Origin of the sequence: Pseudomonas sp. 86_A (genome assembly GCF_017491705.1) — a bacterium.
GTDB lineage: Bacteria > Pseudomonadota > Gammaproteobacteria > Pseudomonadales > Pseudomonadaceae > Aquipseudomonas > Aquipseudomonas koreensis.
Window position 1 is genome coordinate 124,067 of the sequence record NZ_JAFGYS010000004.1, and the last position, 11,915, is coordinate 135,981.

General features: G+C 61.4%; 7 protein-coding genes. 4 read left to right on the forward strand and 3 right to left on the reverse strand.

Features of this window, described 5'->3' with window-relative positions; translation table 11 throughout:
* Positions 1-134 precede the first annotated feature (134 nt).
* Both treS and glgB read left to right on the forward strand, forming a co-directional pair.
* Positions 135-3,476 carry a maltose alpha-D-glucosyltransferase gene (gene treS / locus J5M57_RS07940; RefSeq protein WP_207849485.1) on the forward strand — a complete coding sequence of 1,114 codons (3,342 nt, stop codon included), beginning with the start codon at positions 135-137 and terminating at the stop codon, positions 3,474-3,476.
* Between the two features lie 2 nt (positions 3,477-3,478).
* Complete coding sequence (gene glgB, locus J5M57_RS07945) at positions 3,479-5,710, forward strand: 1,4-alpha-glucan branching protein GlgB (RefSeq protein ID WP_169841816.1); 2,232 nt, start codon at positions 3,479-3,481, stop codon at positions 5,708-5,710.
* Positions 5,711-5,826: 116 nt separating this feature from the next.
* Here glgB and J5M57_RS07950 read toward each other — a convergent pair whose 3' ends face one another.
* Positions 5,827-8,361, reverse strand: coding sequence for an autotransporter outer membrane beta-barrel domain-containing protein (locus J5M57_RS07950; protein WP_207849484.1), 2,535 nt, complete (start codon positions 8,359-8,361; stop codon positions 5,827-5,829).
* 194 nt (positions 8,362-8,555) lie between these two features.
* On the reverse strand, positions 8,556-9,338 hold the full coding sequence (locus J5M57_RS07955; protein ID WP_064587394.1) for an endonuclease/exonuclease/phosphatase family protein: 783 nt from the start codon (positions 9,336-9,338) through the stop codon (positions 8,556-8,558).
* A 469-nt stretch (positions 9,339-9,807) separates the two neighbouring features.
* Here J5M57_RS07955 and J5M57_RS07960 point away from each other — a divergent pair, with 469 nt between their 5' ends.
* Together J5M57_RS07960 and J5M57_RS07965 are read left to right on the forward strand one after the other, a co-directional pair.
* The gene (locus tag J5M57_RS07960; RefSeq protein ID WP_083369220.1) at positions 9,808-10,182 is read left to right on the forward strand and encodes a DUF6124 family protein; all 375 of its coding nucleotides are present in this window, start codon (positions 9,808-9,810) and stop codon (positions 10,180-10,182) included.
* Between the two features lie 153 nt (positions 10,183-10,335).
* Positions 10,336-10,695, forward strand: a complete 360-nt coding sequence (locus tag J5M57_RS07965) for a DUF6124 family protein (protein ID WP_207849483.1) — start codon at positions 10,336-10,338, stop codon at positions 10,693-10,695.
* Between the two features lie 371 nt (positions 10,696-11,066).
* Here J5M57_RS07965 and J5M57_RS07970 read toward each other — a convergent pair whose 3' ends face one another.
* Positions 11,067-11,825 carry a PIG-L family deacetylase gene (locus J5M57_RS07970; protein ID WP_207849482.1) on the reverse strand — a complete coding sequence of 253 codons (759 nt, stop codon included), beginning with the start codon at positions 11,823-11,825 and terminating at the stop codon, positions 11,067-11,069.
* Between the last annotated feature and the right edge of the window lie 90 nt (positions 11,826-11,915).

Sequence of the window (11,915 nt, forward strand, 5' to 3'; positions counted from 1 at the left end):
GCGCAGCAGTCGCAAAACCGGCAGACACGGTGCATCTGAATAAATGCAATGGGGCTGCTTCGCAACCCAGCGGGAGCAAGCTCCCTCGCCACAGGTTTTCTGCTGTGGCTTCCAGAATTCAACAGGAGTTTCACATGGCGAAGAAACCCAAGGCAGCCACCTTTATCAAAGACCCGCTCTGGTACAAGGACGCGGTGATTTATCAAGTACACGTCAAATCGTTTTTCGACTCCAACAATGACGGGATCGGCGACTTTCCCGGCCTGATCGCCAAACTCGATTACATCGCCGAACTCGGCGTCAACACCATCTGGCTGCTGCCGTTCTATCCCTCGCCACGTCGCGACGACGGTTACGACATCGCCGAATACCGCGGCGTGCACAGCGACTACGGGACCATGGCCGACGCCAAGCGTTTTATTGCCGAGGCCCACAAGCGTGGCCTGCGGGTGATTACCGAGCTGGTGATCAACCACACCTCCGATCAGCACCCGTGGTTCCAGCGGGCGCGCAAGGCCAAGCCCGGTTCGGCGGCGCGGGATTTCTACGTGTGGTCGGATGACGATCAGAAATACGACGGCACCCGGATCATCTTCCTCGATACCGAAAAGTCCAACTGGACCTGGGACCCGGTCGCCGGCCAATACTTCTGGCACCGCTTCTATTCGCACCAGCCCGACCTGAATTTCGACAACCCGCAAGTGATGAAAGCAGTGCTGTCGGTGATGCGCTATTGGCTGGACATGGGCATCGACGGCCTGCGTCTCGACGCGATTCCTTACCTGATCGAACGCGACGGCACCAACAACGAAAACCTGCCGGAGACCCACGACGTCCTCAAGCAGATCCGTGCCGAAATCGACGCCAATTATCCCGACCGCATGCTGCTGGCCGAGGCCAACCAATGGCCGGAAGACACCCAGCTGTACTTCGGTGATACCGATGCTCAAGGCCTGAATGGCGACGAATGCCACATGGCCTTTCACTTCCCGCTGATGCCGCGCATGTACATGGCGCTGGCCCAGGAAGATCGCTTCCCGATCACCGATATTCTGCGGCAGACCCCGGAAATCCCTGCCAACTGCCAGTGGGCAATCTTCCTGCGCAACCACGATGAGTTGACGCTGGAGATGGTCACCGACAAGGAGCGCGACTACCTGTGGAATTACTACGCCGCTGACCGCCGCGCGCGGATCAACCTCGGCATTCGTCGGCGTTTGGCGCCATTGATGGAGCGAGACCGCCGCCGCGTCGAACTGCTCAACAGCCTGCTGCTGTCGATGCCCGGCACGCCGACCCTGTATTACGGCGATGAAATCGGCATGGGCGACAACATCTACCTCGGCGACCGCGACGGCGTGCGCACGCCGATGCAATGGTCGATCGACCGCAACGGCGGCTTCTCCCGCGCCGATCCGGCGAGTCTGGTGCTGCCGCCGATCATGGACCCGCAATACGGTTATCTGTCAGTCAACGTCGAAACCCAGGCCGGCGATCCGCATTCGCTGCTCAACTGGACCCGCCGCATGCTCGCCGTGCGCAAGCAGTCCAAGGCCTTCGGTCGCGGCACGCTGAAAATGCTCTCGCCGAGCAACCGACGGATTCTGGCCTACACCCGGGAATTCACCGACGCCGACGGCAAGCATGAAATCATTCTCTGCGTGGCCAACGTGTCGCGCAGCGCGCAGGCGGCGGAGCTCGATCTGTCGGCATACGTCGGCATGGTCCCGGTGGAGATGCTGGGCGGCAACGCGTTCCCGCCGATTGGCCAGTTGAATTTCCTCCTGACCCTGGCGCCTTATGGCTTCTATTGGTTCGCCCTGGCCACGGAAAACCAGATGCCGAGCTGGCACGTGGAACCGGCGCAGAGCCTGCCGGACTTCACCACGCTGGTGCTGAAGAAACGCATGGAAGAGCTGCTCGAAGCGCCAACCCGGGCGACTTTGGAGCAGAGCATTCTGCCGAGCTGGCTGCAGAACCGTCGCTGGTTTGCTGGCAAGGACGCGGCTATCGAGCAGGTGCATCTGGCCTACGGCGTGCGCTTCGGCGACGCGCAGCATCCGGTGTTGCTCAGCGAGATTGAAGTCACCAGCGCCGGGCAGACCAGCCGCTATCAACTGCCGTTTGGTTTCATCTCGGAAGATCAGGTCGGCCCGGCACTGCCACAGCAACTGGCATTGTCCCGGGTACGGCGTGGCCGTCAGGTCGGACTGATCACCGATGCGTTCAGCCTTGAAACGTTTGTCCGCGCGGTACTTGAGGGAATGCAGAACAACACGGTGTTGAACTCCGAAGAAGGCGAGATCCGTTTCGCCCCGACGGCTCAGCTGGAAGCGCTCGGCCTCGGTGCCGAGTCGGAAGTGCGTTATCTGTCGGCGGAGCAATCGAACAGTTCGGTGGTGATCGGCAACAGCCTGGTGCTGAAGCTGATCCGCAAAGTCGCCTCCGGCGTGCACCCGGAACTGGAAATGAGCGCCTACCTGACCGAGGCCGGGTTCGAGAACATCTCGCCGCTGCTGGGTTCAGTGATTCGCCGTGATGCCAACGGCGACGACAATCTGCTGATGATCGCCCAAGGCTATCTGAGCAATCAGGGCGATGCCTGGGAATGGACCCAGAACAACCTCGAACGCGCGCTGCGTGACGAACTGGCCGATGCCATGTCCGAGCAGGAGCAGCATTACAACGCCCTCGGTGAACTGAAAGACTTTGCCGGCATGCTCGGTCAGCGTCTGGGCGAAATGCACCAGGTGCTGGCGGCGCCGAGCGACAACCCGGACTTCGCTGCACAGATCACCAGGGCCAAGGACGCGCAAGCGACCGGCAAGGACGTTGCGGCGCAAGTCGAACATGCGTTGAAGTTGCTCAAGCAGCATCAGGGCCATTTGGGCGCGGCAGATCAGAAGCTGGTCACGCGCCTGGTGGACAACAAAAAGGTCATCCTCGGCCATGTGCAGGAGCTGGCAAAACAAGCGGTCGGCGGCTTGCGCATTCGTGTCCACGGCGACCTGCACCTGGGGCAGGTGCTGGTGATCAAGGGCGATGCCTATCTGATCGATTTCGAGGGCGAACCTGCACGGCCGCTGCACGAACGTCGCGGCAAACACAGTCCGTACAAGGACGTCAGCGGGGTGCTGCGTTCCTTCGATTACGCGGCGGCGATGACCATCAACGTGCACAACGTTGATCACAGTCCGGAGTCTGAAGAGGCACGGCGCCGTGTGGCGGATCGCTATTTGCGTGAAGCGCGAGAAGCATTTGTCGAGGCATATCGCCGGGCGGCAGCTAGTCTTGAACATGCCTGGCAGGATCCTGCGGGTGCCGACGCTGCGCTTGCGCTGTTCGGCCTGGAGAAGGCGGCCTATGAAGTGGCCTATGAAGCCGAAAATCGCCCCACGTGGTTGCCCGTGCCGTTGCACGGTTTGTATGGGTTATTGACAGGGCTTAAACCCTTTTCCGATCTTGGTGGAGAGTAGTCATGAGTTTCTCGAACAAGGAACAGGGTCACGCTAAAGAAGCATTATTGCCGGCCGCACAGGACATCGATGCCTTGGTGCGTGCCGAACACCACGACCCGTTTTCCATTCTCGGTCCGCACGGCGATGGTGCCGGCGGGCAATTTATCCGGGCCTACCTGCCCGGTGCGCTGAAAGTCGAAGTGCTGGACAAGGACAGCGGCGAAGAACGCGGCGAACTGACGGCCAGCGAAACCCCGGGGCTGTTTGTCGGGCACTTCGAGCAGGCCCGACCGTATCTGCTGCGCACCCGCTGGGCCGGCGGTGAGCAGGTGGCAGAGGACCCCTACAGCTTTGGTCAGTTGCTCGGTGAAATGGACTTGTATCTGTTTGCCGAAGGCAATCACCGCGATCTGAGCAGTTGCCTCGGCGCGCAACTGACCACGGTCGACGGCGTGGAAGGCGTGCGCTTTGCCGTGTGGGCACCGAATGCCCGGCGCGTCTCGGTGGTCGGCGATTTCAACGTGTGGGACGGGCGCCGGCATCCGATGCGCCTGCGGCATCCGTCCGGGGTCTGGGAGTTGTTCATTCCGCGCCTGCAGGCGGGCGAGTTGTACAAGTACGAAATTCTCGGCGCCCACGGCATTCTGCCGCTGAAGGCCGACCCGATGGCCCTGGCCACCAGCCTGCCACCGGACACCGCTTCGAAAGTCGCCGCGCCGCTGCAGATCGACTGGCAGGATCAGGACTGGATGAACGGCCGTCGCGAGCGGCAACAGCACTCGCAGCCGCTGTCGATCTACGAGTTGCATGTCGGGTCGTGGCAGTGCGAGCTGGACGATCTGGGCGAAGTTGCCCGCCAATACACCTGGCCGGAACTGGCCGAGCGGCTGATTCCTTACGTCAAGGAACTGGGCTTCACCCACATCGAACTGATGCCGATCATGGAGCACCCGTTCGGCGGTTCGTGGGGCTATCAACTGCTTTCGCAATTCGCCCCGAGCGCCCGTTATGGCACGCCGGAGCAGTTCGGCGATTTCGTCAACGCCTGCCACCAGGCGGGGATCGGGGTGATTCTCGACTGGGTGCCGGCGCATTTCCCGACCGATACCCACGGCCTGGCGCAGTTCGACGGCACCGCGCTGTACGAATACGGCAATCCGCTGGAAGGTTTCCACCAGGATTGGGACACGCTGATCTACAACCTCGGACGCACCGAAGTGCACGGCTACATGCTGGCGTCGGCGCTGCACTGGTTGAAGCATTTCCACATCGACGGCCTGCGCGTGGATGCCGTGGCCTCGATGCTCTATCGCGATTATTCGCGCAAGGCTGGCGAATGGATTCCGAACCGCCACGGCGGCCGGGAAAACCTCGAAGCCATCGATTTCCTGCGGCACTTGAATGACGTGGTCGAGCTGGAAGCCCCCGGCGCGCTGGTGATTGCCGAAGAGTCCACGGCATGGCCGGGCGTCAGCCAGAGCACCCAGCAGGGCGGCCTAGGGTTCGCCTACAAATGGAACATGGGCTGGATGCACGACTCGCTGCATTACATCCAGCAGGACCCGGTGTACCGCGCGCATCACCACAATGAACTGAGCTTTGGTCTGGTCTACGCCTGGTCCGAGCGCTTTATCCTGCCGATTTCCCATGACGAAGTGGTACACGGCAAGCATTCGCTGATCGACAAGATGCCCGGTGATCGCTGGCAGAAGTTTGCCAATCTGCGCGCCTATCTGAGCTTCATGTGGACCCACCCGGGCAAGAAGCTGTTGTTCATGGGTTGCGAATTCGGCCAGTGGCGCGAGTGGAATCACGATCAGCAGCTGGACTGGTACTTGCTGCAATACTCGGAACACAAAGGCGTACAGAAACTGGTCGGCGACCTCAACCGCCTGTACCGCGACGAACCGGCGCTGCACGATCAGGACGACGCGCCGCAGGGCTTCCAGTGGTTGATTGGCGATGATGCGATCAACAGCGTGTATGCGTGGCTGCGCTGGAGCAAGGACGGCAAACCGGTGCTGGTGGTTGCCAACTTCACGCCGGTACCACGTCAGTCCTATCGCGTTGGCGTGCCGTTCCCCGGGCGCTGGACTGAGTTGCTCAACAGTGATGCCGACACCTATGCCGGTTCCAACTATGGCAACGGTGGTGGGGCATTTACTGAAGAAGTGCCGAGTCATGGGCAGGGGCTGTCGCTGGAATTGAATCTGCCGCCGTTGGCGGTGCTGATTCTCAAGCCGGAGGGCTGATCCGGAACCGCGTCGCTGCCATCGCGAGCAGGCTCACGCCCACAGGGGGAATGCATTTCAACTGTGGGAGGGACCCTGCTGGCGATGGGGTCAGTGGTGACACCGCGTGAAGGCGCTTACCAGCTTATTCGTACCCCCAGATTTCCTGCCAGCCCCCGCAGGTCATTGCTGTCGATGTTGCTGCTGTAATCGGTGCTGGCATAAACACTTACTGCACGGTCCAGCGTCAGCACCACACCGAGGCCGATATCTGCGGTCGAGGATTTCTGCTGGCTGTTGATGGTATCGGTACCATCGAAGGTCACCGAATCGGTGCCGGAAAAGGTGTGCCACAGATTGGCCCGCAGGTACGGTTCCAGTGGCAGACCATTGACTTGATAACGACCCTTGAGCCGCGCGCCGAGGCGACCGGTCCAGGCGCCGTCGGAATCGAATGACACCCGTGAGATGCCGTCGTCCTGGCTGTCGAGGGAGATTTTCTGGTGGATCACTTGCACTTGCGGTTCGAACACCCAAGTGTCGTTGAGCGGGAACGGGTAGCCAGCCTCGGCCGAGAGCGTCAGGGCATGGCCGCGGTTGTCCAGTTTCAGTCCACGGTCGGAACGGTTGTCGCCGTCGAAACGCGTGCCCATTGCCACGGTGTCGATGTACCAACCGTACGGATCGGTCAGCGTCCAGTACAGGCCATAGCTGTCGCCCTCGAGTTTGATCTTGCCCGCGCTGTTGTTTTCGAAGCCTTCGTTGAAACCGTCGACATCGCCCTGAATCCGGCTATGGCCGACGAACAGGCCGATGCGTTGCGTTTGCCCGCCCGACGTCTGTGCGCTGCACAGGTCATTGCCGACCTGGAAACCATTGAGCGAACCGTTCAGGCGTGGTGTCACAGTCCCGGCCCAGGTCTGGTCGAGGTTCTTGCCATAGACCCTGGCCCAACCAGCACCGAATGCACCGGTTTCGCTGAGCAGACGCTGATCGCCCTGACGGTCATGAAACGTACCGAGGGCGCTGAGGGTCAGTTGCGCGGCGGCGGGCGGCAGCACCGACCAGTTCGGTACCTCGGGGCGATAGAGTGGAATCGGCTCGGCACCTGCCACGGCGGCGGGCAGCACAGGCAGGTTAGCGCTGACGATCGGCGCAGATTCGCCTGGCGCTGTTGCCAACGGGGTGATCGCTGCGGCAACCGGGGTTGCCACCACCGGTACCAGAACCGGCGGCAGACTCGGATCGGGGTTGGGCACGCTGACCACCTGCGGCGCGACCACGGCGGAGCGAAGGTACCAACTGTTTTCGGTGCCGGCGGTAACGCCGCCCTTGAACAGGTAGTAATCGTAAGCCCCCACAGACACGGGACCGCTGAAGTTGAACGCAGTGTCGGTGCTGACGGTCGAGCCTTGGGCTTGCACCACTTGAATGCCGTTTTCCTGGGTCAGTCCACCGAGGCCGCCGATGTTGGTCACGCTGATGACAGTGCTACCGCTGAGGTTGCCATTGTTGACCACCAGTTTGTCGCTAGGCGCGCCGTCGGCACCGAGTTCGCTTTGCAGCAGCAACTGGCCGCCGTTGCCGACGTAGTTGCCGTTGACGTTCAGGGTGTCATCGGTGCGACTGTTGTTGCGGGTCAGGTCGATGACCCCAGCATTGTTGAAGGTCACTGCCTGCCCGGCCACGGCGGGTGACACCGCGCCCTGAGTCGAGAACACGCTGCTCCGGGCATCGACGTTGAGCACGCCGCTGACGGCATCGCCAAGCACCAGACTGCTCGTCCCCAGATCCAGCTGCGAAGCGTTGGTCAGATTCACGGTTTCCCAATTGGCAAAGCGCCCGGGCAACGCGGTACGGGTGTTGTCAAACGTCAGGACGTCATTGCCCGCGCCGCCATCCACGGTGGGGGTCAGTGCCAGCACACTGTCATCGAGGTTGCGCAGTGTTGCGCTGTCGTTACCGTCGCCCATCAGGATCGCCGAGCGGATGACTCCGCCGCCATCCCATAACAATGTGTCGTTTCCGACGCTGGCGCGGATCTCGCCGACGATTTCGCCGCCGGTCACGGTGATGCTGTCATTGCCGCCGCTGACACTGATGTTGCCACCGATGCGGCCACCGGAAACGATGATGGTGTCGTTGCCGAACCCGGTGACCAGGTTGCCGAGGATCTGCCCGCCGGACAGGTCGAAAATATTGTTGTCGAGCTTCATGTCGACCCGGCCGATGGTGCCACCGGTCATGCGGGCGACATCGCCGTCTTCGAAAGCGCCGATGATGGTGCCACCGGTCATCAGGAAGGTATCGCGGCCATCGCCTTGCGCCAGTGAGCCGATCGAGCCTGCGCTCATGACGAAATCGTCGATGCCGGCGCCCTGGTTGACTGCGCCGGTGATGGTTCCGGAATTGATTACGACCCGGTCAGCGCCGGCGCCGAAGGTCACGTTGCCGTTGATCAGGCCGGTGCCGTTGGCGGGCAAAGTGAGGCGGTTATTGCCCGCTAGATCGGTCAGCGAACCGCTGGTGCCACTGTCACAGGTGAAGGCGTCGTCGCCGGGCCCTGGCACCAGTGAGCAAGCGGCGGAGGCGGGTGAACTGGCGAGCAATAGCGAGGCAGGCAAGAACAACGTCTGCGGCAGTGCCCGCAGGTATCTGGAGTAGCGCGTCATGGCGATTCCCTACAGCCAAATTCGGGGAAATCATCCTTGAGCGAGCATACGATCAGCCTCGCGATGCTACTGAGGCACTAGATGAGATCCATGCTCTAACGAATTGAATGCGCTACTCCTTGAGCTGATTTAGGTGTAGATGGTTTTGATCTGCGATCAAGTGCGCCTGACTAACGGTCATGTCAGAACCGCGATTACAGATGCACTTCCACCGCCAGCGGCAAGTGGTCCGACAAGTGCGTCCACGGCTTGTTGCCGAGGATCTGCGGGTCGTGGCTGCTGGCGTTGCGCAGGTAGATGCGGTCCAGGCGCAGCAGCGGGAAACGTGCCGGATAGGTCTTGGCCGGTCGCCCGTGGTGACGCTCGAACGCTTCGTGCAGGTAGTCGCGGCGGGCGAGGGCCTGGTTGCCTTGCAACTGCCAGTCGTTGAAGTCACCGGCAATGATCACCGGCGCATCCTCGGGCAGCGATTCCAGCAACTGGCAGAGCAGTTGCAACTGCAACTGGCGATGGCTTTCGAGCAGGCTCAAGTGCACGCAGATCGCGTGGACTTCGGCGTGGCCCGGCACGTCCAGCACGCAGTGCAGCAGGCCACGGCGCTCGGGGCCGGTGATCGATACGTCGAGGTTGCGGTATTCGCGGATCGGGTATTTCGACAGCAGGGCGTTGCCGTGGTGGCCATCGGGATAGACCGCGTTGCGCCCGTAGGCGAAATCGCTCCACATGCTGTCGGCGAGAAATTCGTATTGCGAGGTTTGCGGCCATTCGTTGTAGCGATTGGAATGGCGCTCGTGTTCACCCACCACTTCCTGCAGAAACACCAGGTCGGCCGACGTGCTGCGCACCGCCTCGCGCAGCTCCGGCAGGATGAAGCGCCGATTGAGGGCGGTGAAGCCCTTGTGGGTATTGACCGTCAGCACGCGCAGGCGATGGATGACGGGGGCGTCGACGGCGTGACGCTTGGGATCGCTGGACACGTTCACTCCTCTGAAAAACAGGCTTCCTGTTCATGCGACTGGTCTGTGAGCGGGCAGTTCCTTCCAGATGGCTCCGGCCAATACAACCGGGCAAACCTCGGGCATAAACACAAACCCGCAACCACGTTTAAAGTACACGAACCGTTACGCCATAACGGCTACAGCGCCTTGCGCCGTTACCTACGCGTACGCCAGAATCCGCCGGCTTACACGGCTATGGGCCGGGCTATATCGTTTCCCTGTCACTGAAAATCAGTGATCGGGTTTGGTAGCCCGTTTCGGTACGACTGTATGGCAGCACCTTATGCAGCCTCTTTCTTGCGGCTCAGCTATATATGGTGGACATGCGTGGGGCTCATTCGTGAGCGCCGGGTTCCGTATCGACCGGTCTACCAACCCGCGCATGGCCGCCACCCATCGTTTGGTAGCGAGGGTGATGGCTCCTGTTTCTCGATACGGAGCTTCATCTATGTTCAAAGCCACACCCAACCCCCCAGACGCCGATCCGATCCCATACGACCCGGCCCTCGATCCGCAGAAGATAAAAGAGGCGACCGACCGCGCCATCAAGTTCTACCTCAACCCCGGCGCACTGAAGATCTCGATCCCTTCAACCCCGTCACGCAAATCCAACAGAATCTTCCTCATCGACCCGACCGTGGACGAAGAAACCTTGCTCGTCGAAGCCTGTGAATCACTAGCCGCCGCCAGCGACATGGCCCGCGATATCGGCAGCGCGCTCGACGACTCACACCGCCGCGCCGTGCTGATGCTGCATCAGGTGATCATGCTCAGTGAACTGATGGTCAACCGAGTCCTGGACGGCCGCCGCGTGCCGAACTAACTGACCGGTCCCTGTAGGAGCTGCCGCAGGTTCGGGCCGCGTTCGGACGATCTTTTGATCTTGCTTTTAAAAACAAGATCAAAAGATCGCAGCCTGCGGCAGCTCCTACAGAGACTCATTCTTTCAAAAGTGCCTCGATCGGAGTTCCATCTGATGCCCGAAACCACCCCCAATCCGCCGAACACAGACGCGGTATCACCCTACGAATCCCACAACTCCAGAAAACTCCACGAAGCCGCCGAACGCGCCCTCGACCACTACCTCGCGCCCGCGCAAATCATGGCGACGCCTTACACCCCCAGCAGCATGTTCATGGTCAACCCGCAAACCGATACCGAATCCCTGCTGGCCAACGCCTGCGAATCCCTGGCCTCAGTCACGGTCATGCTCGGCGATTTCGCCGGCACGCTGGAAGGGCCAAGTCGCAATACGGCGCTGGGCATTGCCCAAGTGGTGATGCTGGGGGAGTTGGCAGTGAATCAGGCGCTGGATAACGTCGTGCCCAAGGATTAGGCGTCACCTGTGTGGCCTCATCGCGAGTAGGCGATGGCCTACAGTGGATCTGCGTTGGTCACAGGTCATGTGCCCTGACAAAAATCCCTTGTGGAAGCGTAATGCTGTTCACTTAAGCCCGACACTGTGACTGTGGCGAGGGAGCTTGCTCCCGCTGGGCTGCGCAGCAGATCCAAAAGCTTGTGAGCGCTGCGCACTCAAGCGGGAGCAAGCTCCCTCGCCACGGGTTTCAATTGAACGCAAAATTTCTGAAGTGAGCAGCATTACTTGTGGGAGCGGGTCTGTTCGCGATAGGGGTGTGTCAGTCAACGCAGTTATTGTTTGATCGACCGCTATCGCGAACAGGCGAAGGCCTACAGGGAGAAGGTGTTTCAGATGAAGACGATTTCGTACGGCAGCCGCATGCGTTCGAGCAGGACCGGCGGCAGCATCGGCGCAATGCCGATTGCCGGTTCGCCCTTGAGCTGACTGGCGTAGGCGTGGGTGGCGTGGCTCTTGCGCGCCACGGTCCACGTATCGAGGCGCAGTTTGCGCGCCCGCTCCCAGGGGATCAGGCTGTGATCGCGCTCCGGCCAGTGCCAGGCCCAGACCGGCACGTCGTGGAAGGTCGCGCCCACTTGCGCTGCCGCTTGGGCACTGGCGCGTCCGACCGCTTCGTGGTCGGCATTGCCATCGTTGCGCCAAGTGCTGAACACCACGTCACCGGGACGCAGGTAGCGTGCGATGAATTCGGTGAGCTCGGTCTGCCGGTCGAGCAGCGCGTTGTCAGTGAACCCGCCGCGCACCCATTTCAGGCTGTGCATCGGCAGACCCAGGCGCCGCAGCGCCTCGACGCTCTCTTGCGGGCGGAACACGCTCAGGCGTTTTTCCGACCATTGCCGCGAGCCGGGGTGGCTGGCGCTGCCGTCGGTGATCGACAGCAATTGCAAGGGGTGGTCGAGGCTGGAGAGCAGTTGCAGCAGACCGCCGCAGGTCACCACTTCATCGCCCGGATGCGGGGCGACCACGACGGCTCGGGCACCGGGTGGCACCAGACTGTGGGTATTGATGACGGGAATGTTGTCGAGCTGCGGGGCGTTGTTCCATATCTGCGCCGGCAGCGGATTATCGCTGAGGGATAACGGTTTCATGGGTGTTACGTCCTTGTTGAGTCTGGCCCTCAGTCGTACCGACGCCGTGAACAATCAGGCGCGCGCGACCCGTGAAGGCGGATGGATTGC

Coding starts and splice junctions, on each gene's coding strand:
- treS (WP_207849485.1), top strand. CDS start 135: ATGGCGAAGAAACCCAAGGCAGCCACCTTTATCAAAGACCCGCTCTGG.
- glgB (WP_169841816.1), top strand. CDS start 3,479: ATGAGTTTCTCGAACAAGGAACAGGGTCACGCTAAAGAAGCATTATTG.
- J5M57_RS07950 (WP_207849484.1), bottom strand. CDS start 8,361: ATGACGCGCTACTCCAGATACCTGCGGGCACTGCCGCAGACGTTGTTC.
- J5M57_RS07960 (WP_083369220.1), top strand. CDS start 9,808: ATGTTCAAAGCCACACCCAACCCCCCAGACGCCGATCCGATCCCATAC.
- J5M57_RS07965 (WP_207849483.1), top strand. CDS start 10,336: ATGCCCGAAACCACCCCCAATCCGCCGAACACAGACGCGGTATCACCC.
- J5M57_RS07970 (WP_207849482.1), bottom strand. CDS start 11,825: ATGAAACCGTTATCCCTCAGCGATAATCCGCTGCCGGCGCAGATATGG.